The organism is Actinomadura sp. RB99 (assembly GCF_014706005.1).
Taxonomy (GTDB): domain Bacteria; phylum Actinomycetota; class Actinomycetes; order Streptosporangiales; family Streptosporangiaceae; genus Spirillospora.
The window spans coordinates 24,075-49,007 of sequence record NZ_JABMCA010000009.1 but is presented as its reverse complement, the minus strand read 5'-3'; the positions used below and the strand labels follow the sequence as shown (position 1 = coordinate 49,007).

Below are 24,933 nucleotides of genomic sequence, written 5' to 3'. Positions count from 1 at the left end.
AAGGTTCTGCGGTCAGCCCGCCTGCTCGCGGCACCGCGGGCACAGGCCCCAGAACGTGACGTCGGCCTCGTCGATGAGGTAGCCGGCGTCGTCGACCGGGTCCAGGCAGGGCGGGTGGCCCACGGCGCAGTCGACGTCCTTGACGGCGCCGCAGCTACGGCACACCAGGTGGTGGTGGTTGTCGCCGACGCGTCCCTCGAAGCGGGCGGGGCTCCCGGCGGGCTCGATGCGGCGCACCAGCCCGGCCTTGGTGAGGGCGTGGACGGCCTCGTAGACGGCCTGCAGCGAGATGTGGCCGACGCGGTCGCGGACTCCGGCGGCGATCCCCTCGACGTCGAGGTGGTCGCCCTCCCGGACGGTCTCCAGCAGCGCGACGCGGGCGGCGGTCACCCGCAGGCCGGCACCGCGCAGTTCCTCGGCGGTGGTCGGGGTCTGCGATGCGCACATGGACCCCAGATTACCTTAACGAATCACGAACGATTCAAAACAGTAAACGCTACAACTCTGTACCTCCGTTGGGAAGGGCGCCGCGCGCGCGGATCAGGACGCGGGTGCGGAGACCAGGGCGTTGACCTCCGGCAGGACCGCGTCGGCGACGGAGACCGGGCGCGGGATCAGGCCGTTGGCGTGGAAGAGGTCGGCGGCGTGCTGCTGCTCGGCGACGAAGCCCTCGTCCACCGGGTTCAGCCCCCACGGGCGGGTGCGCAGCGCGTGCTCCCACGCGTCGAGGTCGCCGCCGTCGTCGGCGGCGAACAGCTTCGCGGCCTCGCGCGGGTTCGCCTCGATCCAGGCGTCCGACTCCTTCAGCGCGGCGACGATCGCGGCCAGGTCGTCGCGCCGCTCCGTCGCGAACGCCCGGCTGGTGAACCACAGCGAGCGGTGGCTGAACAGGCCGGGCGTCTCGATGACCGTCCGGACGGGACGCCGCTCCTCCACGTCGGTGAGGTAGGGGTAGGACCCGACCCAGGCGTCGACGTCGCCGTTCAGGAACAGCTCGGCCGCGTTGCCGTAGGCGTCCACGGGCTCGATGTCGCTCCAGCTCAGGCCCGCCTTCTCCAGCGCGAGCAGCAGCAGGGTGGTCTGCCAGGAGCCGTGCCCGAGCGCGACGCGGCGGCCCTTGAGGTCGGCGGGGCCCGCGATCGGCGAGTCGTCCGGGACGACGATCCGGCCGTTCTCCACCCGCGGCCCGGAGATCGCGACGTAGACGACGTCGTGCCCCTTCGCCTGCGCGGTGACGGGCGGCGTGGAGCCGGTGCCGATGAAGTCGTAGCCGCCGTCGAACAGGTGGTCGCCGTGCCCGGACGGGAGGCCCTCGGTCGGCGCGGGCCGGTCGCCGGCGGGCAGCGACCGCAGGTCCACCCACTCCACGTCCGGGACGGACCGCTCCAGGATGCCGCGGTGCCGCAGCACCCACAGCGAGTTGTTCTGCGGGAAGTAGCCGACGCGCAGGGTCATGCGATCTTTCCTTTCAGCAGGGGGAGGACGTGGCGGCCCACACGCTGGGCCTCCTCCAGGTGCGGGACGCCCGCGAGGATGAAGGCGTCCACGCCGAGGTCGATGAGCTGGTCGAGCCGCTCGGCGACCTGGTGGTAGTCGCCGACGAGCCCGAACAGCGGGCCCGGCCGGAGCCGGTTGAAGCCGCCCCACACGTTGGGCTGCACTTCGAGGTCGCGGAGGTCGGAGCCCGCGTCGGCGGTGAACGCGCGGCCCCGCTGCCAGCCGACGGACTCGGACGCGTCCGGGGTGCGCGGCGCCTCGCCGAGCCGCGCCCAGCCCTGGCGCAGCTCCTCCCACGCCTCCTCCTCGGTCTCGCGCGCGAGGACGTCGACGCGGACCGCGAACTTCGGGGGCGTGTCGCTGTGCTCGCGGACGAGCGCGAACTTCGCGGCGAGCGCGTCGAACGGCTCCAGCCAGGACAGGTAGTAGTCGGCGTGGCGGCCGGCGGCGGCGATCGCGGCGGGCGACGACCCGGAGAAGAAGATCTCGGGGAACGGCTGCCCGCGCAGCTCCGGCGGCAGCGCCGCGCCCTCGACCCGGTAGAAGCGGCCCTCGTGGTCGAACGGGCCGTCCCACACGCCCTTGAGCACGTCGAGGAACTCCGACGTGCGGGCGTACCGGTCGTCGTGCGCGACCTTGTCGCCCCACCACAGCTGCTGCGGCCCGCCGCCGCCGGAGATGATGTTGTAGACGACGCGCCCGCCCGTCGCTGCCTGGAGCGACGCCGACATCCGCGCGGCCTGGACGGGGTGCAGGAACCCCGGCTGGAACGCGATCATGAACCGGTAGGCGGTGGTCTCCCCGGCGAGCGCGGCGGCCGCCGCCCACGGGTCGTCGGTCTCGGGGAACGACGGCATCAGCCCGCCGACGAACCCGGACCGCTCGGTCGCCCGCGCCACCTCCGCCATGTAGTCGAGCGGGCCGTGGCCGTCCGGCGCGCCGCCGCGCAGGCCGGGGCCGAGGCTGCCCGGCAGGTACGGGCCGAAGCCGCCGCGGGTGATGTCGCCGAGGCGCAGCGCGGGAGCGTCGCCCTCCATCGCGACGCGCCAGTAGATGTCAACCGACACCTTCGGTCTCCTTCCGCAGCAGGGGCAGGACGCGCTGCGCCAGCCAGTAGGCGGCGCCCGTCACGTCACGGGCGGGCACTGCGTCACGGGCGGGCGCCGCCGGCTCCACGAAGAACTCGGCGATCCCCTCGCCGGCGCGGCGCAGGATCTCGTCGGCGAGCGCCGTCTCGTCCCGGACGTCGGCGCGGAGCCGCAGCGCCGCGTCGACGCCGTCGGGGACGAGGCCGGGGTCGTCGTCCGGGCCGATGAGATGCGCGTCGGCGTGCTTGGCGGACAGCGCGAGGGCCTCGGGCGACGTCCCGGACAGGTACACGCGCGGGAACGGGCGCGGGACGCGCGAGCCGGGGAAGCCGCCGTCCAGTACCTGGAAGTGCTCGCCCTCGAAGGTGTACGGGCCCTCGCCCCACACGCCCTTCGCGATCGTGAGGAACTCGTCGGCGCGGGCGTAGCGGGCAGGGCCGTCCAGGAAGTCGCCGTGTGCGCGCGCCACATCGGGCGCGAGGTCGACGGCGAGCCGCCACGCGAGCCGCCCGCCGGTGTAGCGCTGCAACGACGCCGACAGCTTCGCCGCGTACACGGGGGTCGCGATCGCCGGGTGGAACTCGGCCGCGACCTGGACGTGCCGGGTGTCGCGCAGCACCGCCGCCGCGAGGACCAGCGGGTCGTGGCCACCGGGATCGAACGGGACGAGCACCCCGTCCAGCCCGCCCAGCTCGGCCGCGCGGCCCACCGCGCGGTGCTCGGGCTCGACGGCGCGCGGGCGCACGTCGGTGACGAAGTCCGGCAGCACCGCCCGTCCGGGCGCGCGGGTCGGCGCCACGACATGCAAGCGGGTCAACGTATCGCTCCTTCCGAGGGCCGTCCGGCCTTCTCCTTGTCGGGCTCGCGCGCGGCCTCGGGCTCGCGCTCGGGCTCGTGTTCGGGCGCGGCCTCGGGGCCGGGGTCGCCGAGCCGGACGCCGAGGTCGGCCAGCAGGCGGCGGCGCAGCGCGGTGAACTCCGGATCGGCGGAGTCGCGGGGTCGCCGCGCCGTCACCCGCTCGTCGGTGACGAGCCGGCCGTCCCGCAGCACCGCGACCCGGTCGGCCAGCCGGATCGCCTCGTCCACGTCGTGCGTGACCAGCAGCACCGCCGGGCGGTGCGTGCGGACGAGGTCCCCGACGAGGTCCTGCATCCGCAGCCGGGTCAGCGCGTCGAGCGCGGCGAACGGCTCGTCCAGCAGCAGCAGTTCCGGCTCGCGGACCAGCGCGCGCGCCAGCGCGACGCGCTGTGCCTCGCCGCCGGACAGCGTGTGCGGCCACGCCCGGGAGTGGTCGGCGAGGCCGACCTCCGCGAGCGCCCGCCGCCCCCGCTCCTGCACGGCGGCGCCGCGCGGCAGCCCGACGACGACGTTCCCGAGGACGCGCTTGGACGGCACCAGCCGCGGCTCCTGGAACACGATCGTGCGGGCCTCGGGGACCAGCACGGTGCCGCCGTCCGGGCGGTCGAGGGCGCCGAGGATGCGCAGCAGCGTCGTCTTGCCGGTGCCGCTGGCGCCGAGGAGCGCGACGAACTCGCCGCGTTCGATGTCGAGGTCCACCCCGTCCAGGACGGCGCGGGTCCCGAAGACCCGGCGCAGGCCCCGCAGGTGCACGGCGGTGCTCGCCGTGCCGGTGCTCGCGGTACCCGTGCTCGCGGTGTCGCTCATCGCGCCGCCCCCTTCGCCCGCCACGGCATCAGCAGCCGCTCGGCGCCGCGCGCCAGCAGGTCGGCGGCCAGCCCGAGCAGCCCGTACACCAGCACGCAGACCGACAGGATGTCGGTGCGCGAGAAGCTCTGCGCCTGCGTCATCAGGTAGCCGATCCCCGACGTGGAGTTGATCTCCTCGGCGGCGATCAGCGCGATCACGCTGAGCGTCATCGACAGCCGGAACCCGGCGAGCAGCGACGGCAGCGCGCCGGGCAGCACGACCTCGCGGACGAGCCGCCACCCGCCGAGGCCGAAGGTACGCATCGCCTCCAAAAGCCGCCGGTCCACGTTCCGGACGCCGCCCGCCGTCGAGACGTACATCGGGAACGTGGTGGCGACGGCGATGAGGATGATCCGCGCCGACTCGCCGATCCCGAACCACACCATGAACAGCGGGACGAGCGACAGGAACGGCAGCGCTCGCAGCAGTTGCAGCGGCGAGTCCAGCAGCTCCTCGCCCAGGCGGGAGAAGCCGGTGACGACGCCGAGCAGCAGCCCGGCCGCGAGGCCGAACGCCAGGCCGAGGACGGCGCGGGTCAGCGAGACCCGCAGCGCGTCGGTGAGCTGGCCGTCGGACCACAGCTCGCGGGCGGCGTCCGCGACCGTCGCGGGCGAGGCGAGCACGTCGGGGCTGAGGACGCCGGTCGCGGACGCGACCCACCAGCCGCCGAGCAGCGCGAGCGGGCCGAGGGTGCGCAGCGCGACGGTCACGCCGCGGCGCCGCGGCCTCGGGACGCGCGGGCGCGGGACGACGAGCCCGGGGTGCGCGCCGCCGGCCTCCGCGCCGCCCACCGCCGCGCCGCCGGTCTCGGCGCCGGTCGCGCCGTCGGCCTCGGTGCGGCCGACCTCCGTGGAGGCGGCGGTCACGTCCCGCTCCCGGGCAGCGCCACCACGTACGGCTTGACGTCCACCGCCGTGGGAGTGATCTTCTGGTCGGCGAAGAACCGCGCGACGCTCGCGAAGCCGTCGAGGTCGGCGGCGCCGATCGGCTGGGCCGTCGCGCCCTGAGCGAGGTTCTGCACGGTGAGCCGCTCCGTGTCGCCGCTGACGGCCTGCGGCCCGGCCTTGGTGAACACGTTGACGTAGGCGCCGGGGTTCTTGATCTGGTCCTGCCCGCGGTCGTGCAGGTACTGGTAGAACGCCTTGACGACCTCGGGGTGCGCGTCGGCGAGCTTCGTCCGGACGGCCCACACCGAGTAGTTCTGCGATCCGATCTGCCCGCCGTTCACCAGGAAGTGCGCGCCGGTCGAGGCCATCTCGGGGAGCGAGTACGTCGCCCACACCGCCCACGCGTCGACCTTCCCGGAGTTGAAGACGGGAGCGGTCTGCGCGGGGTTGAGGTAGACGCGCTTCACCTGGTCCGGCTTGATCCCGGACGCGGCGAGCGCCTTGAGCAGCAGGTACTCGGCGGTGCCGCCCTTGTTGACCGCGACCGACTTCCCGACGAGGTCGCGCGGCGTGCGGATCGGGGAGTCCTTGCGGACCAGGATCCCCTCGCCGATCTTGTCGGGGGCGATCTGCGCGAACAGCTTGAAGCCGGGCTTCTGCGCGAGCGCGGCGATCGCGGAGGTGATCGAGCCCTGCGCGAAGTCCAGCTCGCCCGCGTTCAGCTCCTGCGCGGCGGGCGCGAACGGCCCGGCGCCCCCGGTCCACTTGACCTTGGCGTGCACGGCCGACAGCGCCTTGTCGAGGCTGCCGTCCTTCTTCCCGGCGGCGAGCACCCCGGAGTTGCCCGGGTCCGGGACGCGGATGGTGACCGTCCCGCCGCCGGACGCGCCGGAGTCGTCCGAGCCGCCGCAGCCCGCGGCGGCGAGCAGGACCGCGAGGGCGCCGGCGGCCAGGGCCGGGAGGGCGGGGAAGCGCTTCATGGATGCTCCTGTGCGACGAAGGCGAGCCGCGGGACGAGGTCGCGCGCGGCGGCGAGGGGTGCGGGATCGGCCCAGGCGGACACGTCCACCGGGGCGTCGTGGAAGCCGTGCCGGCGCAGGAACTCCTCCTGGTCGGCCAGCAGGTCGAGGCGGTCGGCGTCCAGCGCGGCGTGCAGCTCGCGGTGGAAGCCGTCGCCGTAGGCGCGGGCGACGCCCTCGGCGCCCGACCCGGTCTCGTCCGCGAGGATGCGGGCGAGGTCGCCGGGATGGTCGCGGCCCCAGTCGGCGGCGCCGAGCAGCACGGCGAGGAACCGGACGACGAGGTCCGGGTGCTCGTCGAGGAGCCGCTGGTCGACGGTGATGGGCCGGGGCGTCCCGTTGTTGACCCTCCACCGGCGGTCCGGCAGGGCGTCGAGGTCGATCGCGACCTCCGCGCCGTAGCGGGCGGCGGTCTCCACGGCGACCGAGCCCTTGGTGTAGACGGCGTCGACGCGGCCGTCGCGCAGCGCGGCGAGCTCGGCCTCCCACTGCCCGGGGAGGGCGTCGCCGTCGAGCTCGACGAGCTCGGCGTCGGCGAGGGTGAGCCCGGCCTGGCGCAGCGCGCCGTCGAAGCCGCGCAGCGCCATCGCCCGCCAGAAGTCGATCTCGATGGCGCGGCGCGGCACGGCGAGCCGGCGGCCCTTCAGGTCGTGCGGGCCGTGCAGCCCGGCGCCCGGCCGGGCGAGCACGACCTGCCGCTCCTCGAACCAGGTGAGGCCGACCAGGCGGGTCGGCGCGCCGGTGGAGCGGGCCCACAGCGCGGGGACGTTGCCGCCCTCGCGGACGAGCGTGGGAAGCCGGTGGCGGAAGTGCTCGCCGCGGTCGGGCCCGGCGCCCGCGTCCTGGAGGGAGCGCACGGCGATGCCGTCGGCGGCGAACTCCGCCGCGAGCCAGCCCTGGTCTGCGGCGATGCCGGTGGCGGTGGGGACGGGACAGCGGGTGAACCAGAGGTCCGCGGGACGGGTGTCGGCCATGCCGGGAGTATTACCAACAATCCCTACCAACTCAATCTGGATCCCATAAGGTGGGAAACATGGCACACCCTCCCCCCGGCGGGCAGGCCGTGCGGCGCGCGCTGGACGTCCTGCTCTGCTTCCGCGACGGCGCCCCGCCGCTGACCGCGTCCGGCATCGCCCGGCGGCTCGGCCTCAGCACCTCGACCGCGCACCGGCTCGCGCAGACCCTCGCGGGCGCGGAGTTCCTCGTCCGCGACGCGTCCGCCCGCTACCGCCTCGGCCCCGCGGTGACCGAGCTGGGCCTGCTGTCGTTCCACCGGCAGGGCCTGCACCGGGTCGCGCCCGAGCTGGACCACCTGGCCCGCGTCACCGGGACGACCGCCGACCTCGCGATCCGCAGCGGCGACCACGCGGTGCTGCTGGCCGGCGGCACCGTGCGGCGCACCGAGGACGGCGTCGGGCTGCGCCGCCCGCTGCACTCCACCGCCCTCGGCAAGGTGCTGCTCGCCTGGCCCCGGCCCGGCGCCGACGACCTCGCGGAACTGGCGCCGCTGCGCCCGCTCACCGGCCGGACCATCGCGGACGTCGGCGAGCTGCGCGCGGAGGTGGAGCGGGTCCGCGCCGCGGGGCACGCGATGAACGACGGCGAGTCCGCCGAGGGCGTGCGCACCCTCGCCGTCCCGCTGCTGGACCGGTCCGGCCACGCCCGGTACGCGCTCGCGCTGCGCTCCACGCCCGAGGTCCTCACGGACGCGCGCGTCCCGTGGTTCCTCGCGCACGCGCAGTCGTGCGCGCGGGCGATGGAGGTGCTCCTGCTGCCGCCGGAGGACCGCCGGGGCTGGGCGGGCCCGGGCTCCCCCCGCCCATAACAGGTATTTCCTACTGATTTAGTTGATTTTTTGCCGGATGGGTGCTTACACTCCCCGCGTCCGCCGGGACGATCCCGGCCCTTGGGAGACGACCGTGACCACCATGTGCGACGAGCCCGCGCAGCGGGTCCCCCCGCGCGACCACGCGGGCTGGCTCGCCCTGGCGCGGACCACCGCGTCCGGCCCGGACGTGGACGACCCGGACGGCCGCCACGCCGGGCGCCCGCAGGCGCGCGGCGCCGAGGCCCTGCGGCAGGCCGGGCTGCTCACGCTGCTGATCCCCGCCCGCCACGGCGGCGGCGGAGCCACCTGGCGCACCGCCTTCCAGGTCGTCCGCGAGGTCGCCGCCGCCAACGGCGACCTCGGGCTGCTCCTCGGGCACCACTACCTGCTGTCCTGGACGCCCGCCCTCCACGGCACCGAAGCGGACCGCGAGCGGGTCTGGCCGGTCGCGGCCGCCGCCTGCCGGCTGTGGGGCGGCGCCCCCGACCCGCGCGACGCGTCGCCCACCCTGGCGCCGCGCCCGCACGGCGGCTTCACCCTGGACGGCACGACGGCGATCACCTCCGGCGCCGTCCTCGCCGACCGCCTGGCCGTCGGCGCGACCCGCGCCGACACCGGGGAACCGCTGATGGTCCTGGTCGATCCGGCCGGGCCGGGCGTCGCGCGCGCCGAGGGCGGCGCGGGCGGCGCGCCGAACGGAACGGTCCTTTTCTCCGGCGCCATCGTCGGCGAGCACGACGTCATCGGACGGCCCAGCCCGGCGTCCACCGCGCTGATGGCCCCCGCCATTCAGATGGTGTTCGCGCAGCTCTACCTCGGCATCGCCGAAGGGGCGCTCGACGCGGCGCGCGCGCACGCCGTCGCCCGGTCGCGGCCGTGGCCGCTCGGGCAGGCGAGGCGGACCGGCGGCGACGCCTACCTCGCCGGCGCCTACGGCGGCCTGCTGGCGCAGGTGCGCGCGGCCCGCGCGCTGGCGGACCGGGCCGCCGACGACCTGGCCCCGGACCTGCACGGCGCCGCCGCCCGGCCCCAGAGCGCGGAAAGCGCGGGCCCGCCGGACGAGCGGTACTGCGAGACGGCGGTCCTGGTCGCCACCGCGAAGATCGCCGCCGTCCAGGCCTCGCTGGCGGTCGCCTCCCGCGTGTTCGAGCTGGCCGGGCCGGACTCCGCCCGCGCGCGTCCGGGCCTGGCCCGGTTCTGGCGCTACGCCAAGACCCTGCACGACCCGGTCGCCCACCGGCAGGCCGAGGTCGGCCGCGAGTTCCTGACCGGCGAGTTCCCTCCCGAAAGGAAGGCCCCACCGTGACCCTGACGCCCCCTTGGCCCTCCGCCGCGCCACCGTCCGCCGGGCGGGCGGCGCGATGACGGCGCTCGACCTGAACCTCCGCCGCGTCTACGGCGCCTACCCGACCGGCGTCGCGGTCGTCGCGGGCCTGGCGGGCGGGCGGCCCGCCGGCATCGCCGCCAGCTCGTTCGTCCCCGTGTCCCTCGACCCGCCCCTGGTGTCGGTGTGCGTCGCGCACACGTCCACGACCTGGCCGCTGCTGCGCGAGCTGCCCCGCATCGGGATCAGCGTGCTCGGCGCGCACCAGGAGGACGTCGGCCGGCGGCTCGGCGCCCGCACCGGCGACCGGTTCGCCGGGGTCGCGTGGCGGTCCACGCCGGGCGGCGGCGTGCTCGTCGAGGGCGCGTCCGCCTGGTACGAGTGCACGGTCGAGCAGCGGGTCCGCTCCGGCGACCACGACATCGTCGTGTTCCGCGTGCACGACCTGGACGCCGCCCCCGACGTCCCGCCGCTGGTGTTCCACGCCAGCGCCTTCCGCCGGCTCGGCTGACTATTTCCTACTTTGTTGGTCGGTATTGACTGATACATGATCGCCCGCTTACGTTGGCCGTGATCAGCAGACCGTGATGGGAGAGATCCACGTGAATGCGACGCCGGGCCCCTGGAGGAGCGCCGCCGTGCTGGCGGCCGGACTGGCGGCGCTGACCGCGTGCGGATCGGGCGGCGGCGCGTCCGGCGGCGGCACCGGGACGCCCCGCACCGGCGGCACCCTGACCTTCGCCGTCGGATCGGACGCGGGCTGCGCCGACCCGCAGCAGGTCGCCAGCAACGACAGCATCTACTCGGTGCGCCAGCTCGTCGACTCGCTCACCGACCAGGACCCGTCCACCGGCAAGATCGTGCCCTGGCTCGCGCAGAGCTGGACCATCGGCGACGACGCCCGGACGTTCACCTTCCACCTGCGCCCCGGCGTCACCTTCAGCGACGGGACCCCGCTGACCTCCAAGGTCGTCAAGGCCAACTTCGACGCCGTCCCGAAGCTCGGCCCGCTCGCGCTGCTGGCGGAGGGCTACCTCAGCGGCTACCAGGGCACCGACGTCGTCGACGACCTCACCTTCAAGGTCCGGTTCAAGCAGCCGAACGCCCAGTTCCTCCAGGCCACCGCCACGCACTCGCTCGGCATCGAGGCCGAGGCCAGCGTCCGCAGGACGCCGCAGCAGCGGTGCGCGCAGGGCATCGTCGGATCCGGGCCGTTCACGCTCCAGAAGTACGTGCCGAGCCAGTCGATCACGCTGGCCGCCCGCAAGGGCTACGCGTGGGGCTCGTCGCTGTGGAAGAAGCCGGGCACCGCCTACCTCGACCGCGTCGTGTTCAAGATCCTCCCCGAGTCGGGCGTGCGGACCGGCGGGCTCACGTCCGGCCAGGTCGACGCCATCGGCAGCGTCGGCCGGGCCGACGAGGCGGCGCTCAAGGCGTCCGGCGTGCAGCTGCTGGCACGTGCCAATCCCGGCGTCGTCTTCGGCCTCACCCCCAACAACACCCGGTCGCCGCTCAACGACGAGAAGGTCCGGCAGGCGATCGCGCTGGGCGTCGACCGGCAGCAGGTCGCCCAGACCGTCTTCCCCGCAGGCACGCACCCCGCCACCAGCGTCCTCGCCCACACCACGCCCGGCTACGTCAACGTCGGCGCCGCACTGGCGCACGACCCCGCGCGCGCGAAGGCCCTGCTCCAGTCCGACGGCTGGACGCCCGGCGGCGACGGCGTCCTGCAGAAGGGCGGCAAGAAGCTCAGCATCACCGCCACCTGGGCGCCCGTCGCCGCCACCAACAAGCCGGCGCTCGAACTGCTCCAGCAGCAGCTCAAGACCATCGGCGTGCAGCTCGCGCTCAAGGAGCAGCCCGTCGCCCAGCTCGCGCAGCTCCAGACCTCCGGCAACTTCGACCTGCTGTTCGGCAACATCACCCGCGCCGACCCCGACATCCTCCGCAGCTCGTTCTCCACCAAGCTCGCCAACCCGTACAAGCTGCCGGCCACCGGCCTGGACGCCCTCCTCGACGGCCAGGCCGCCGAACCCGACCAGGCCAAGCGCCTCGACCTGGTGGCGCAGGCGCAGCGGCAGATCGTCCAGCACGCCTACACGATCCCCGTCGTCGAGCTCCAGACCGAGCTGGGCGTCGCGAAGAAGGTCCACGGCCTGCTGTTCGACGCGTCGAGCCGCATCCAGCTCCACGACACCTGGATCGGTTAGCGATGCGGCGCTACGCGGCCTTGCGCCTCGCCCAGGCGGCCGGGGTGCTGTGGGCGGCCTACACGGTGTCGTTCCTGGTCCTCGACCTGCTGCCCGGCGACCCCGTCTCGGCGATGGCCGGGGCGGGCGCCGACCAGGCGGGCGTCGACCCCGCGCGGATCGCCCGGCTGAGGGCCGAGTACGGCTTCGACGAGCCGATCCCGGTGCAGTACGTCCACTACCTCGGCCGGGCGCTGCGCGGCGACTTCGGCGACTCGGTGTCCGGCGGGCGGCCGGTGACGTCCGTCATCGGTGACGCGCTGCCGTCCACCCTCCAGCTCGTGGCCGCCGCCCTCGCGCTCGCCGTCCTGCTCGGCGGCGGCCTCGCGCTCGCCGTCACCTACACCTCCCGGCGGTGGCTGCGGCAGTTCCTGCTCTCGCTGCCGCCGCTCGGGGTGTCGGTCCCGACGTTCTGGGCCGGGCTGATGCTCGTCGAGATCTTCTCGTTCCGGGCGCGGCTGCTCCCCGCGTTCGGGAACGGCGGGCTGCGCGGCCTGATCCTGCCCGCCGTCACGCTGGCGATCCCCACCGGCGCGGTCGTGGCGCAGGTGCTGGCCAAGAGCCTGCTGACCACCCTCGACGAGCCGTACGTCCAGACCGCCCGCGCCAAGGGCGCCGGACGGGCCCGCATCCACCTGCGGCACGCGCTGCGCAACGCGTCGCTGCCCGCGCTGACGGTCGTCGGCGTCCTCGTCGGGCAGCTCATGGCCAACTCCGTGGTGATCGAGACGGTGTTCTCCCGCAACGGCCTCGGCCGCGTCACCGCCGGCGCGGTCACCACCCAGGACATCCCGCTCGTGCAGGGCGTCGTGGTGTTCGGGTCGCTGGTCTTCGTCCTGGTCAACCTGATCGTCGACCTCGCCTACCCGCTGCTGGACCCGCGGATCTCCGCCGCGGGCGGCCGGCGCTGGAGCCCCGCATGAGCAGCACCCTCGACGCCCTCGGCGTCCTCGACGTCCCGGACGGGCCCCGCGAGCCCGAGCCGCCGCCGCGCCGCCGCGCCGGGACCGCCCGCACCGTCCGGTTCTTCCTGCGCCGGCCGGGTCTCGTCCTGTCCGTCCTCGTGATCGCGGCGGTGGTGCTGGCGTCGTTCTGGCCCGGCCTGTTCACCTCGCGGGACCCGCTGACCGGCGTGCCGGCGCAGGCGTTCCGTTCGCCCGGCGCGGCGCACTGGTTCGGCACCGACGAGCTGGGCCGCGACCTGTACGCGCGGGTCGTGCACGGCGCGGCGCTGTCGCTCAAGGCGACGCTCATCGCGGTCGCGGTGTCGTTCGTCGCCGGCGGGCTGCTCGGCCTGCTCGCCGGGTTCGCCGGCCGCTGGATCGACGACGCGCTGATGCGGTTCGTCGACGTGCTGCTGTCGATCCCCGCGCTGTTCCTGTCGCTCGCGCTGGTCACCGCGCTCGGCTACGGGACGGTGAAGGTCGCGGTCGCCGTCGGCGTCGCCAGCGTCGCGACGTTCGCGCGGGTGATGCGGTCGGAGGTGCTGCGGGTCCGGCAGGCCGTGTTCGTGGAGGCGGCCCGGTCCTGCGGGACGCGCTGGTACGCGATCCTCGGCCGGCACGTCCTGCCGAACGCCATCGGGCCGGTGCTGGTGCTCGCGACGCTCGACTTCGGCACGGCGGTGCTCGCGGTGTCGTCGCTGAGCTTCCTCGGCTACGGCGCGGCGCCGCCCGCGCCCGAATGGGGGACGCTGATCTCCGACGGCCGCAACTACCTCGCGAACGCCTGGTGGATGACCGCGCTGCCGGGCCTGACGATCGCCGCGACCGTGCTCGCCACGAACCGGATCGCGCGGGCGCTCGACGGCGAGTGGGGGCGGCGGTGACCGGCCCGCAGGAGACCGCCCCGCTGCTGGAGGTGGCGGGCCTGTCCGTCTCGTACCGGACCCGGACGGGCCGGGTGGAGGCCGTGCGCGGCGCCGACCTGGACGTCCGGCCGGGCGAGATCGTCGCGCTGGTGGGGGAGTCGGGCTCGGGCAAGAGCACCACCGCGCACGCCGTGCTGCGGCTGCTCGCCCCGAACGCGTCCCTCGACGCGGGGGCCGTCCGGTTCGCCGGACGCGACCTGGCGGCGCTGTCCGAGCGGGAGCTGCGCACCGTGCGCGGCGCCCGGATCGGGCTCGTCCCGCAGGACCCGGGCGTCGCGCTGAACCCGGTGAAGCGGATCGGCGAGCAGGTCGCGGAGGTGCTGCGGCTGCACGGGCTCGCCACCCGCCGGACGGCGCCGGCGGCGGCGGTCGAGGCGCTGGAGCGCGCGGGGATGCCGGAGCCGGAGGTGCGGGCGCGGCAGTACCCGCACGAGCTGTCCGGCGGCATGCGGCAGCGCGCGCTGATCGCCGTCGCGATCGCCGCCGGGCCGCGGCTGATCGTCGCGGACGAGCCGACCAGCGCCCTCGACGTCACCGTGCAGCGCCGCATCCTCGACCACCTCCAGCACCTGACCGAGGAGCTCGGCACCGCCGTGCTCCTCGTCACCCACGACCTCGGCGTGGCCGCCGACCGGGCCGCGCGGATCGCCGTCATGTCGCAGGGCCGCGTCGTCGAGTCGGGCCCGGCGCGGCGGATCATCGAGGACCCGCAGGACGCCTACACGCGCCGGCTGCTGCGCAGCGCGCCGAGCCTCACCGCCGTCCGCGCGCGCCCCCGGCACGCGCTCCCGCAGGAGCCCGCCGAGCCGGAGGCGTCCGGCGAAGTGCTGGTCGCCGCCGAGCACCTCGTCAAGGACTTCCCGCTGCCGCGCGGCCGGATCGTCCGCGCCGTCGACGACGTCGGCCTCACCCTGCACCGGGGCCGGACGCTCGCGCTGGTCGGCGAGTCGGGCTCGGGCAAGTCCACGACGGCCCGGATGATCCTGCGGCTCGTCCCGCCGACGTCCGGCCGGATCGTGTTCGACGGCGAGGACGTCACCGCCGCGGGGGGCGCGGCGCTGCGGCGGCTGCGGCGCCGGGCCCAGCTCGTCTACCAGAACCCGTACGCCTCGCTCGACCCGCGGTTCTCGATCGGCGAGGTGATCACCGAGCCGCTGCGGGCGTTCCGCGTCGGGGACCGGGCGTCCCGCACGGCCCGCGCCCGCGAGCTGCTCGACCGCGTCGCGCTCCCGGCCGCGACGCTGGAGCGCCGCCCCGCCGAGCTGTCGGGCGGGCAGCGGCAGCGGGTCGCGATCGCCCGCGCGCTGGCCCTCGAACCCGACCTCGTCGTGTGCGACGAGCCCGTCTCGGCGCTGGACGTGTCGGTCCAGGCGCAGGTGCTCGACCTGCTCGCCGAACTGCAGGACGGCACGGGCCTGGCGTACCTGTTCATCTCGCATGACCTCGCGGTCGTCCGGCAGATCGCGCACCGGGTCGCGGTCATGAAGGCCGGACGGGTCGTCGAGACCGGCGCGACCGGCGCCATCTTCGGCGACCCGGCCCACGAGTACACCCGCGAACTGCTCGCCGCCATTCCCGGCGGGGACGCGCGCATCGGCGCCGCAGGCGCACGGCTGTTGGAGGAGCGGACATGACCGTACAGACCACGACGACCACCGGCACGGCGGAGGCGTTCGCGGAGGAGTGGCGCGCCTGGCACGCCGCGCAGGAGGCGCTGCTCGCCGACCCGCACGGCTTCCTCGCGATCACCGGCCTGCACTTCCTGGACGAGGAGCCGCGCCGCCTCCCCGGCGCGCCCGGCGCCTGGAGCACCGGCCCCGAGGGCGTGACCGTCGTCCTCGGCGACGGCGAGGAGCTGGTCGTGGACGGCGAGACCGTGCGCGGCGAGCACCGGTTCGGCGTGCTGCCCGAGCGCGGCGGCGTCACCGCGATCTGGGGGGACGCGGCGATCGAGGTGGCCAAGCGCGGCGGGAACGACCTCGTCCGGCCCCGGCACCCCGACCATCCGCTGCGCACCGCGTTCCGCGGCACCCCCGCCTTCCCGCCCGACCCGCGCTGGGCGGTGACCGGCCGCTACGTCCCGTTCGACGCGCCGCGCCCGACCACCGTCGGCGCCGCCGTCGAGGGGCTCCAGCACGTCTACGACGCGCCGGGCAGGATCGAGTTCGAGCTGGACGGCCGGTCCCTCGCGCTCACCGCGTTCAACGGCAAGGGACCCGGCGAGCTGCTCGTCCTGTTCACCGACGCGACGTCCGGCGTCACCACCTACGCCGCGAACCGCGCGCTGTCCGTCGCGGCGCCCGCCGCCGACGGGACGGTGACGCTCGACTTCAACCGCGCGCACAACCTGCCGTGCGCGTACACCGAGTTCGCGACCTGCCCGCTACCGCCCGCCGAGAACCGGCTGCCGGTCGCGGTGGAGGCGGGCGAGAAGATCCCCTACGAGCGCGCCGCGGGACAGGGGGAGCGGTCGTGAGCGTCCTGGTCCTCGTCGGGAACCCGCGTCCGAAGTCCCGGACGCTGCAGATCGCGCTCCAGGCCGCCGAGGCGGTCGCCGGACGCGCCGGGCACGCCGGAGAGCCGGACGTCGTCGACCTCTCGGAACTCGCGTCCGGGCTGCTCGGCGCCGCGCCGCCGCCCGAGGTGCAGGACGCGCTCGACCGGGTGGCACAGGCGGACGTCCTGGTCGTCGCGAGCCCGACCTACAAGGCCACCTACACCGGCCTGCTGAAGGCGTTCCTCGACCGGCTGCCCGGCGGCGCGCTGGCGTCGACGGTCGCGCTGCCGCTGCTGGTGATGGGCGACCCGAAGCACTCGCTGGCCGTCGAGGTGCACCTGCGGCCGCTCCTGGTGGAGCTGGGCGCGACCGTCCCGACCCCCGGCCTGGCGTTCCTGGAGGCGCAGGTGCCGGACGCCGCCGAGGTGCTCGGCGCGTGGGCGGACCTCGTCGCCCCGCAGGTGTCCGCCGCCCTCGCGAGCATCACGGCGCCTCCGAGCACGACCGCGGGGGCCCTCTGATGCCGGTGAAGCAGATCCACCTGGCGGCCCACTTCCCGGGCGTCAACAACACCACCGTCTGGTCGGACCCCCGGTCGGCCAGCCAGATCGACTTCGGGTCGTTCGTCCACCTCGCCGAGACCGCCGAACGCGGCAAGTTCGACTTCTTCTTCCTCGCCGAGGGGCTGCGGCTGCGCGAGATGAAGGGGCGCATCCACGACCTCGACGTGGCGGGGCGGCCCGAGTCGCTGACCGTCCTGTCGGCGCTGGCGGCCGTCACCACCCGGCTCGGCCTCGCCGCCACCGTCAACTCCACCTTCAACGAGCCCTACGAGGTGGCGCGCCGGCTCGCCACCGTCGACCACCTCAGCGGGGGCCGCGCCGCCTGGAACGTCGTGACGAGCTGGGACGCGTTCACCGGCGAGAACTTCCGGCGCGGCGGGTACCTCGCCGAGGCCGACCGCTACGCCCGCGCCACCGAGTTCCTGCACACCGCCCGCGAGCTGTGGGACTCCTGGGCGGAGGGCGACCTGGTCGCCGACCCGGCGGCGGGGGAGTTCGCCCGCCCCGGCGCGGGCGCGTTCGCGCACCGCGGCCCGCAGTTCGACATCGCCGGCCGGTTCAACGTGCCGCGCCCGCCGCAGGGCCACCCGGTGATCATCCAGGCGGGCGACTCGTACGAGGGCCGCGAGTTCGCCGCCGCCGACGCCGACGTCATCTTCAGCCGGCACGGCACCCTGGAGGACGGCCGGGCCTTCTACAAGGACGTCAAGAGCCGCCTCCCCCGGTACGGGCGGCGCCCCGACGACCTGAAGATCATGCCGGCGGTCACCTACGTGCTCGGCGACACCGAGGAGGACGCGGCCGAGCGCGCCGCCGAGATCCGCCGCGCGCAGGTCTCCCCGCAGAACGCCATCGCATTCCTGGAGGGCTACTGGGGCCGGGACCTGTCGGCCTACGACCCCGACGGCCCGCTCCCCGACATCGACCCCGACCTCGGCGAGGGCGTCTCGAAGGGCCGCGCGCAGTTCCGCGGCGACCGCGCCGAGACCGTCCGCCGGTGGCGGGAGCTGGCCGCCGAGCGCGGCCTCAGCATCCGCGAGCTGGTCATCGAGGCCACCGCGCGGCAGACGTTCGTCGGCACGGCCCGCACGGTCGCCGACCGGATCGACGAGTTCGTGCAGACCGACGCCGCCGACGGCTTCGTGTTCGTCCCGCACCTGACCCCGGGCGGCCTCGACGACCTGGTGGAGCACGTCGTCCCGCTGCTGCAGGAGAAGGGCGTGTTCCGCGCCGACTACACCGGGCCCACGCTGCGCGACCACCTCGGTCTGCGGGTCCCGGGCGTCCACTCGACCCGATCCGGAAGGGAGGCGTCGTGACCGGCCTGCACCTGTCCGCCGCGCTCACCGACGCCGGCTGGCACCCCGCCGCCTGGCGCGACCCCGCCGCCCGCCCCGGCGCGCTGTTCACCGCCCGCTACTGGACGGACCTGGCCGCCGAGGCCGAGCGCGGGCTGCTCGACTTCCTCACCATCGAGGACTCGCTCGGCCTCCAGTCGTCCGACCCGACCGCGCCCGACGACCGGACCGACCAGGTCAGGGGCCGTCTCGACGCGGTACTGACGGCCGCGCTGCTCGCGCCCGCCACGTCGCGGATCGGGCTCGTCCCGACGACGATCACCACGCACACCGAGCCGTTCCACGTGTCCATCGGCATCGCGTCGCTGGACTACGCGAGCCGGGGGCGCGCGGGCTGGCGGCCGCAGGTCGCGGGCGCGCGGCTCTCCGACGCCGCCCACTTCGGCCGCCGGACGTTCCCCGAGTTCGACCTGCCCTGGTTCGCGACCCCGGACGGGGCGGCGTTCAGCGCCGAGCTGTTCGGGGAGGCCGCCGACTTCGTCGAGGTCGTGCGGCGGCTCTGGGACAGCTGGGAGGACGACGCGGAGATCCGCGACGCCGCGACCGGCCGCTTCCTGGACCGCGACAAGCTGCACTACATCGACTTCGAGGGCCCCCACTTCAGCGTCCGCGGCCCCTCGATCACCCCGCGCCCGCCGCAGGGCCAGCCGCTCGTCACCGCCCTCGCGCACGACGTCGGCCCCTACGAGTTCGCCGCGCGGAGCGCCGACGTCGTCTACGTCACGCCGCACTCCCGGCCGGACGCCGTCACCATCATCGCCCAGGTCCGCGAGGCGGAGCGGACGGTCGGCCGGGCCGGCGAACCCCTCAAGGTCTTCGCCGACCTGGTGGTGTTCCTCGACGAGGCGCCCGGCGCGGCGTTCGCCCGCAAGGCCCGCCTGGACGAGCTGGACGGCGCCGCCCTCGCCTCCGACGCCGAGATCTTCGCCGGCACCCCCGGCGAGCTGGCCGACCTGCTGCTCGACTGGCGCGGCGCGGGCCTCGACGGGTTCCGGCTGCGGCCCGGCGTCCTCCCCCTCGACCTGGAGGGGATCACCAGGGGGCTCGTCCCGGTCCTGCAAGGGCGCGGCGCGTTCCGGACCGCGTACGACGCGGCGACGCTCCGCGGCCACCTCGGCCTGTCCCGTCCCGCCAACCGGTACGCGACCGCATGAAGTTCCTCGCGATCACCCTCATCGTGCACGCGCCCGACCCCCGCACGGGCGCGCTGAAGCCCGTCACCGAACGGCTCCGCGACGTCGTCGAGCACGCCGTCCTCGCCGAACGGCTCGGCTTCGACGGCTTCGGCGTCGGCGAACGGCACGAGCGGCCGTTCCTGTCGTCGTCGCCGCCCGTCGTGCTCAGCCACATCGCCGCCCGGACCTCCACGATCCGGCTGTTCACGGCCGTCACCACGCTCAGCCTCCTCGACCCCGTCCGCGCCTACGAGGACTACGCCACGCTCGACCACCTGTCCGGCGGGCGCCTCGAACTGATCATCGGCAAGGGCAACGGCACCGCGCAGGCCGCGCTGTTCGACGTCACCGCCGAGGACCAGTGGGACCGCAACCGCGAGGGCTACGAGCTGTTCCGCCGGCTGTGGCGGGAGGACACCGTCACCTGGTGGGGCCGGCACCGCCCGCCGCTGGACAACGCCGAGGTGCTGCCCCGGCCGCTCCAGCGCCCCGTCCGCGTCTGGCACGGCAGCGCCACCAGCAAGGAGTCGGTCGAGCTGGCCGCCCGCTACGGCGACCCGCTGTTCTCCGCGAACGTCACCAACCCTGTCGAACCGTACGCCGAGCTGGTCTCCCACTACCGGGAGCGGTGGGCGCACCACGGCCACGACCCCGCCGACGCCCTGGTCGGCGCCGGGACGGCCGGGCTCTACGTCGCGCCGAGGTCCCAGGACGCCATCGAGGTGTACCGGCCGGTGTTCGAGGCGCGGCAGGAGCTGTTCCGCCGCAACGGCGTCACGCCCGTCTTCGACTCGATCGAGGACGCCGTCGCGCGCAGCTCCGCGCTCATCGGCAGCCCCCAGCAGATCATCGACAAGGTCCACCGCTACCACGACCGGCTCGGGCACGAGGTCATGCACGTCCAGGCCGATCCCGACGGGCTCCCCGAGGACCTGCACCGCGCGTCCTTGGAGCTGTTCCAGAGCGACGTCGCGCCCGTCCTGCGCAGGGAGATCCCGAGCCGGCCGTTCCCGCCCGCACCGATCCCGCCCGCCCCGAACGCCCCCGCCACGACCGCCGCAGGGAGCCGCCCGTGACCCCCCTCTCCGTCCTCGACCTCGCGCCCATCCCCGCCGGCGGCACCGCGCGCGACGCCCTCCGCAACACCCTCGACCTGGCGCGCCGCACCGAGGCCGCCGGCTACCGCCGCTACTGGCTCGCCGAGCACCACCTCGCGCCCGGCGTCGCCAGCGCCGCGCCGCAGGTCCTCATCGAGGCGGTCGCGGCGGCCACGTCCCGGATCCGCGTCGGCTCCGGCGCGGTGCAGACCGGGCACTGGACGCCGCTGTCCATCGTCGAGCAGTTCGGCACGATCGACGCGCTGCACCCCGGCCGCATCGACCTCGGGCTCGGCCGCTCGGGGCAGCGCCGCGCCGAGGCCGCCGCCCGGCCCGCGGCGCCTCCGAAGCCCGCCCGCGAGGCCGAGGTGGTAGACGGGCTGCTCATCCCCGCGCCGTTCGACTTCACCCGGCTCGCCGCGTCCGCCGCGTTCGGGCTGCACGGCGCGCTGCTCCAGCAGCCGGGCGCCGAGTCCCCCGGCTTCGCCGGCGTCGTCGACGACATCGCCGCGCTGATCGCCGGCACCTACGCCAGGGACGGCCAGGAGGCGCACGCCACCCCAGGCGAGGGCGCCGACCTCGCCCTGTGGATCCTCGGCAGCAGCGGCGGCGAGAGCGCCCGCGTCGCGGGCGAGCGCGGGCTGCCGTTCGCGGCGAACTACCACGTCAGCCCGTCCAACGTGCTGGAGGCCGTCGAGGCGTACCGGGCCGCGTTCCGGCCGTCGGACGTGCTGGACGAGCCGTACGTCATCGTCTCGGCCGACGCGGTGGTGGCGCCGACCGACGAGGAGGCGCGGGAGCTGGCGTCGCCGTACGCGCTGTGGGTGCACAGCATCCGGTCCCGGCTCGCGGCGATCCCGTTCCCCACCCCGGTGCAGGCCGCCGCGCACGAGTGGCGGCCCGAGGACCTCGACCTGGTCGCCGACCGCGTCGACACCCAGTTCGCCGGGGCGCCCGGCACGGTCGTGGACGGCCTCGCGACCCTCCAGCGCGTCACCGGCGCCGACGAGCTGCTCATCACGACGATCACCCACGACCACGCCGACCGCGTCCGCTCCTACGAGCTGCTCGCCGCGGCCTGGGACCGCGCGGCGCCCCCGGTCACGGCGCCCCCGGTCACCGTCCCGCGCCAGGCCCGCCACTGACGGCGCCCGGCGCCGTCAGGTCTGCCAGTGGCCGACCAGTTCGGCGTAGACGGGGCTGAGGGCGAGCAGGGAGCCGTGCGTGCCGAGCTGCGGGGCCGAGCCGTCCAGCAGCAGGACGCGCTGGGCCCGCTGCGCGGAGCTGATCCGGTGCGCGATGACGATGAGCGTGCCGCCGCGCGCGGCCAGCGCCCGCTCCGCGCGGGCCTCGGCGGCGGGGTGCAGGTGGCAGGTCGCCTCGTCGAGGATCGTCACGGGCGCCGCGGACAGGTACGCGCGGACGAGCGTGACGAGCTGGCGTTCCCCCTGCGACAGCGACCCGCCGCCGGGCGGCACGGCGGCGTCGTAGCCGCCGAGCCGCTCCACCGTCCCGGCCAGGCCGACGGCGTCCACGGCCTCGTCGATGTCGGCGGTGGCGGCGTCGGGGCGCAGGTAAGCGAGGTTCTCCCGCAGCGTCCCGGCGAACACGTAGCTCTCCTGCGGGACGAGCGCGACGGCCGACCGGAGCTGCGCCTCGTCCAGCTCGGGCAGCGGCACCTTGCCGAGCGTGACGCCTCCCCGCTGGGGCCGGACGAGTCCGGCGAGGACGTCCGCGAGCGTCGACTTGCCCGTCCCGCTCGGCCCGACGACGGCCAGATGGGTGCCCTCCGGGATGGACAGGGACAGGTCGGCGAGGACCGGCGCGGCCTCGGCCGAGTACGCGAACGTCACGTTCTCGGCCTCCAGGTCGTAGGACGTGGCGGTCACCGGCGCCGCGAAGCGGGGCGCGCGGGCCGGTTCCGCGCAGACCTCGGCGAGCCTCCCGAGGACCACGGCCAGGCTGAGCAGCAGCGTCCCGCCGGCGTCGACCAGCAGTACCATCGCGGGCTGGAGCCCGGTGACCAGGTAGCTCACCCCGCCCGCCACCTGTCCGGTGGTGAGCCGGTGGTCCTCGACGAGCCGCGGCGACAGGGCGAGCAGCGCGAGCAGCGGCACGTGCACCCCGAGCGCCAGCACGGGCAGCCGGACGAGCCGGGACCGGGCGAACGCCCGCAGCGCCCCGGCCTGCGCGTCGACCGCCTCGCCCACGGTCCGGGCGGCGCGCGGCTCGGCCGCGCACGCCACCACGTCCCGGACGCCCTGGACGATCTCGGTCGCCGTCTCGCCGATGCGCTCCGCGTCCCGCACGACGGTGCGGTAGCGGCGGACCTGGACGCCGAGCAGCGCGCCGAACAGCGCCAGCGCGAGCGTCACGGACACGGCGGCGGTGAGGGCGGGCAGCGGGGCGAGCAGGGTCAGCCCGAGCAGCGCGGCGATCCCCGCCGCGAGCATCTGCCGGACGTTGCGCAGCGCCGTCCCGAGCAGCGCCCGGACGGCCTCCGCCTGCTCGGTGACCTGCGAGATCCCCGCACCGGCGCCGCCGGACGCGGACGCGGGGCCGGCCGCCCGGTCGATCGTGCGGCGCAGCGCGCCGGTGACGACCGCGCCGACGAGGGAGTCGCGGAGGGGCTCGACGGTGGCGGCGAGCCAGGGGTAGATCCGCCGCGTGCCGAGCGCGCCGACCGCCTGGAGGACCGCGAGGGCGGCCAGCCAGCCGAGCCCGGTCAGCGGGCGGCGGGCGAGGAAGCCGTCGTCGATCGCGCGGGCGAGCAGCAGGCCGGACGCGAACGACGGCAGGCTCTCGACCGCCGACCACAGGGCCAGGCGCCGCATCGCGGGCCACCGCCCGCGCAGGTGGCGGCGCAGCAGCCGGGCGGCGGGCGCGGCGGTCACAGGGCGGGCCCCGGTGCGGCGGCGTACGGCGCCGGTTCGCCGGGCGGCTCGCCGGGCTCGGCGGCGAACACGGCCCGGTACCGGGGGTCGGCCCACAGCTCGCCGTGCGGCGCGAGCGCGCGGATCCGGCCCGCGTCGAGCCAGGCGACGAGGTCCGCGCGGGCCGCCGTCGCGGGCCGCCGCGCCACCACCAGGCTGGTGCGCCCCGCGAGGACCTCCCGCAGCGCCCGCGTCACCCGCATCTCCGTCGCGGTGTCGAGGCTGCTCGTGGCGTCGTCGAGGACGAGCAGCCGCGCGTCCGCCAGCGCCGCGCGGGCCAGCCCCAGCCGCTGCAGCTCGCCGCCCGACATCGGCGCCTCGGCGAGCGGGGTGTCGTACCCGGCCGGCAGCGCCCGGACGAACCCGTCGGCCGCCGCGGTCCGCGCCGCGCGGCGCACCTCGGCGCGGGTGGCGCCCGGCCGCGCGTAGGCGATCATGTCGTGCACGGTGGCGCCGAGCGGCGCGGGACGCTCGAAGGCGTACGCGACGGCGCGCCGCAGCTCCGGGAGCGCGACGTCCGCGACGTCCACGCCGTCGAGCTCGACGCGGCCCTCGTCCGGGTCGGCGAGCCGCGCGACCGTCGCCACCAGCACGCTCTTGCCCGACCCGGACGTCCCGACGACCGCGACGGCGGTCCGCGGCGGCACCGCGAGATCGAGGCGGTCGAGCACCGTCCGGCCGCCGACCCGGACGGTGACCCCGCGCAGCCGCAGCGCGCCGGGACCGTCCGGCAGCGGGACGGGCCGCTCCGGCGGCCGGACGGCCGGGTCCGCGTCGAGGATCTCCGCGACGCGCCCGGCGGCGACCTCGCAGTTCAGCAGCGCGACGAAGGTGTCGAAGAGCGCCGCCGCGCCGACCGCCATGGCCGTGTACGACGCGGCGGCGACCAGCTCCCCGGCCGTGACGTCGCCGCTCGCGAGGCGGACCCCGGCGACGCCGACCACCATGATCTGCAGCAGCGGCGCGAGCAGCGCGAGCCGCCAGCCCACCTGCCCCTGCGCGTCCCAGGTCAGGCGCCCGGCCGCCCCCAGCAGCGGGAGCGGCCGCAGGATCCGCCGGACCTCGCGGGCGGCGGTGCCGGAGGCCCGGATGGTGCGGGCGCCCTGCCGGGCGTCGAGCAGCCGCGTGCCGATCTCCGCCTGGTGGCGCTGGTAGTCGGCGAACGGCGCGCCCGCCTTCGCGACGAACATCCGCAGCGCGAGGACGGCCGGCGGCGTCCCGAGGGCGAAGACCAGCGCGAGCGTCCAGTCGATGAGGCCGAGGGCGACGACCGCGCCGGCCGTGGTCGCCAGCACCGCCGCGCCGGACAGCAGCAGCGTCGGGAACACGGCCGGGCCGCCCGCGCTCTCGGTGAGCCGGGACAGCACGTCCCCGGCGGGGAAGCGGCGCCGTCCGGGCACGCCCAGCTCCAGGACCCGCCCGACGAGGCGGTGCCGGAGCCACGCGGTGATGCGGCTGCCGCAGTAGGTGCCCGCCAGCTCCTCGGCGGCGTCGGCGAGGGCGGCGGCGAGCAGGACGGCGGCGAGCCCGGCGACGGCGGCGCCGAGGCCCCGGCCGGAGCGGACGGCGTCGATCGCCCGGCCGAGCATGACCGGCGTCGCGAGCATCGCCGCGACGCGGACGGCCGTGACGGCCGCCAGCAGGACGAGCGGTCCGCGGAAGCGGCGCGCCGCCGCGCGCAGCAGCCGCCTGCCGTCCCGGCGCAGCGCGGCGGGCGCGGCGGGGGATCCGGCGAGAGGCGGGGGTCCGCCGCCCGCGGCGGACTCGGGCTCGGGATCGGGCACGCTCGTCGGCTCCGTTCGCGTTCGGCGGCCGTCGGGTTACAGTGGAAAGTGGGTCCG

The 24,933-nt window shown here is 75.8% G+C and carries 23 protein-coding genes; 13 read left to right on the top strand and 10 right to left on the bottom strand.

Features of this window, described 5'->3' with window-relative positions; genetic code table 11:
* Nucleotides 1-12 precede the first annotated feature (12 nt).
* The 8 genes from amrb99_RS11135 to amrb99_RS11100 all read right to left on the bottom strand — a co-directional run bounded on the left by amrb99_RS11135 (nucleotide 13) and on the right by amrb99_RS11100 (nucleotide 7,172).
* Nucleotides 13-447: a Fur family transcriptional regulator gene (locus amrb99_RS11135; RefSeq protein ID WP_190855617.1), complete on the bottom strand. Its 435-nt coding sequence runs from the start codon at nucleotides 445-447 to the stop codon at nucleotides 13-15.
* A 93-nt stretch (nucleotides 448-540) separates the two neighbouring features.
* Complete coding sequence (locus tag amrb99_RS11130) at nucleotides 541-1,455, bottom strand: ABC transporter substrate-binding protein (RefSeq protein WP_190855615.1); 915 nt, start codon at nucleotides 1,453-1,455, stop codon at nucleotides 541-543.
* Nucleotides 1,452-2,564 (bottom strand): LLM class flavin-dependent oxidoreductase, encoded by a 1,113-nt coding sequence (locus tag amrb99_RS11125; protein ID WP_190855613.1) that lies wholly within the window; start codon nucleotides 2,562-2,564, stop codon nucleotides 1,452-1,454. The genes amrb99_RS11130 and amrb99_RS11125 overlap by 4 nt, the downstream gene beginning before the upstream one ends.
* Nucleotides 2,554-3,402, bottom strand: coding sequence for an LLM class flavin-dependent oxidoreductase (locus amrb99_RS11120; RefSeq protein ID WP_190855610.1), 849 nt, complete (start codon nucleotides 3,400-3,402; stop codon nucleotides 2,554-2,556). Before amrb99_RS11120 ends, amrb99_RS11125 begins: the two co-directional genes overlap by 11 nt.
* Complete coding sequence (locus amrb99_RS11115; RefSeq protein WP_190855609.1) at nucleotides 3,399-4,250, bottom strand: ABC transporter ATP-binding protein; 852 nt, start codon at nucleotides 4,248-4,250, stop codon at nucleotides 3,399-3,401. The genes amrb99_RS11120 and amrb99_RS11115 overlap by 4 nt, the downstream gene beginning before the upstream one ends.
* On the bottom strand, nucleotides 4,247-5,158 hold the full coding sequence (locus amrb99_RS53085; RefSeq protein ID WP_206699908.1) for an ABC transporter permease: 912 nt from the start codon (nucleotides 5,156-5,158) through the stop codon (nucleotides 4,247-4,249). Before amrb99_RS53085 ends, amrb99_RS11115 begins: the two co-directional genes overlap by 4 nt.
* The gene (locus amrb99_RS11105; protein ID WP_190855607.1) at nucleotides 5,155-6,159 is read right to left on the bottom strand and encodes an NrtA/SsuA/CpmA family ABC transporter substrate-binding protein; all 1,005 of its coding nucleotides are present in this window, start codon (nucleotides 6,157-6,159) and stop codon (nucleotides 5,155-5,157) included. Before amrb99_RS11105 ends, amrb99_RS53085 begins: the two co-directional genes overlap by 4 nt.
* Entirely contained in the window at nucleotides 6,156-7,172 is a 1,017-nt protein-coding gene (locus tag amrb99_RS11100) for an ABC transporter substrate-binding protein (RefSeq protein WP_190855604.1), read from the bottom strand. Before amrb99_RS11100 ends, amrb99_RS11105 begins: the two co-directional genes overlap by 4 nt.
* A 59-nt stretch (nucleotides 7,173-7,231) precedes the next feature.
* Between amrb99_RS11100 and amrb99_RS11095 the strand changes: the two genes are divergently transcribed.
* The 13 genes from amrb99_RS11095 (at nucleotide 7,232) to amrb99_RS11035 (ending at nucleotide 21,304) form a co-directional block, all read left to right on the top strand.
* Complete coding sequence (locus tag amrb99_RS11095; RefSeq protein WP_190855602.1) at nucleotides 7,232-8,023, top strand: IclR family transcriptional regulator; 792 nt, start codon at nucleotides 7,232-7,234, stop codon at nucleotides 8,021-8,023.
* 103 nt (nucleotides 8,024-8,126) lie between these two features.
* Nucleotides 8,127-9,332 carry an acyl-CoA dehydrogenase family protein gene (locus amrb99_RS11090; RefSeq protein WP_241755472.1) on the top strand — a complete coding sequence of 402 codons (1,206 nt, stop codon included), beginning with the start codon at nucleotides 8,127-8,129 and terminating at the stop codon, nucleotides 9,330-9,332.
* Nucleotides 9,333-9,345: 13 nt separating this feature from the next.
* Entirely contained in the window at nucleotides 9,346-9,861 is a 516-nt protein-coding gene (locus tag amrb99_RS11085) for a flavin reductase family protein (protein ID WP_241755456.1), read from the top strand.
* 127 nt (nucleotides 9,862-9,988) lie between these two features.
* Nucleotides 9,989-11,560, top strand: a complete 1,572-nt coding sequence (locus amrb99_RS11080) for an ABC transporter substrate-binding protein (protein WP_347256631.1) — start codon at nucleotides 9,989-9,991, stop codon at nucleotides 11,558-11,560.
* A 2-nt stretch (nucleotides 11,561-11,562) separates the two neighbouring features.
* Complete coding sequence (locus amrb99_RS11075; RefSeq protein WP_190855596.1) at nucleotides 11,563-12,522, top strand: ABC transporter permease; 960 nt, start codon at nucleotides 11,563-11,565, stop codon at nucleotides 12,520-12,522.
* On the top strand, nucleotides 12,519-13,427 hold the full coding sequence (locus amrb99_RS50930) for an ABC transporter permease (RefSeq protein ID WP_190855594.1): 909 nt from the start codon (nucleotides 12,519-12,521) through the stop codon (nucleotides 13,425-13,427). Before amrb99_RS11075 ends, amrb99_RS50930 begins: the two co-directional genes overlap by 4 nt.
* Nucleotides 13,424-15,103 (top strand): ABC transporter ATP-binding protein, encoded by a 1,680-nt coding sequence (locus amrb99_RS11065; RefSeq protein ID WP_347256630.1) that lies wholly within the window; start codon nucleotides 13,424-13,426, stop codon nucleotides 15,101-15,103. Before amrb99_RS50930 ends, amrb99_RS11065 begins: the two co-directional genes overlap by 4 nt.
* Entirely contained in the window at nucleotides 15,100-15,945 is an 846-nt protein-coding gene (locus amrb99_RS11060; RefSeq protein ID WP_190855591.1) for a DUF1684 domain-containing protein, read from the top strand. The genes amrb99_RS11065 and amrb99_RS11060 overlap by 4 nt, the downstream gene beginning before the upstream one ends.
* Nucleotides 15,942-16,487 (top strand): NAD(P)H-dependent oxidoreductase, encoded by a 546-nt coding sequence (locus amrb99_RS11055; RefSeq protein ID WP_190855588.1) that lies wholly within the window; start codon nucleotides 15,942-15,944, stop codon nucleotides 16,485-16,487. The genes amrb99_RS11060 and amrb99_RS11055 overlap by 4 nt, the downstream gene beginning before the upstream one ends.
* A complete protein-coding gene (locus amrb99_RS11050) occupies nucleotides 16,487-17,848 on the top strand; it encodes an NtaA/DmoA family FMN-dependent monooxygenase (protein WP_190855586.1) in 1,362 nt (453 codons plus the stop codon). The genes amrb99_RS11055 and amrb99_RS11050 overlap by 1 nt, the downstream gene beginning before the upstream one ends.
* Nucleotides 17,845-19,041 (top strand): LLM class flavin-dependent oxidoreductase, encoded by a 1,197-nt coding sequence (locus amrb99_RS11045; RefSeq protein WP_190855583.1) that lies wholly within the window; start codon nucleotides 17,845-17,847, stop codon nucleotides 19,039-19,041. Before amrb99_RS11050 ends, amrb99_RS11045 begins: the two co-directional genes overlap by 4 nt.
* A complete protein-coding gene (locus amrb99_RS11040) occupies nucleotides 19,038-20,138 on the top strand; it encodes an LLM class flavin-dependent oxidoreductase (RefSeq protein ID WP_190855581.1) in 1,101 nt (366 codons plus the stop codon). Before amrb99_RS11045 ends, amrb99_RS11040 begins: the two co-directional genes overlap by 4 nt.
* The gene (locus tag amrb99_RS11035; protein WP_190855579.1) at nucleotides 20,135-21,304 is read left to right on the top strand and encodes an LLM class flavin-dependent oxidoreductase; all 1,170 of its coding nucleotides are present in this window, start codon (nucleotides 20,135-20,137) and stop codon (nucleotides 21,302-21,304) included. The genes amrb99_RS11040 and amrb99_RS11035 overlap by 4 nt, the downstream gene beginning before the upstream one ends.
* A 15-nt stretch (nucleotides 21,305-21,319) precedes the next feature.
* Here amrb99_RS11035 and amrb99_RS53080 read toward each other — a convergent pair whose 3' ends face one another.
* Both amrb99_RS53080 and amrb99_RS11025 read right to left on the bottom strand, forming a co-directional pair.
* Nucleotides 21,320-23,053, bottom strand: a complete 1,734-nt coding sequence (locus amrb99_RS53080; RefSeq protein WP_190855578.1) for an ABC transporter ATP-binding protein — start codon at nucleotides 23,051-23,053, stop codon at nucleotides 21,320-21,322.
* A complete protein-coding gene (locus tag amrb99_RS11025) occupies nucleotides 23,050-24,876 on the bottom strand; it encodes an ABC transporter ATP-binding protein (protein WP_190855576.1) in 1,827 nt (608 codons plus the stop codon). The genes amrb99_RS53080 and amrb99_RS11025 overlap by 4 nt, the downstream gene beginning before the upstream one ends.
* Nucleotides 24,877-24,933 lie beyond the last annotated feature (57 nt).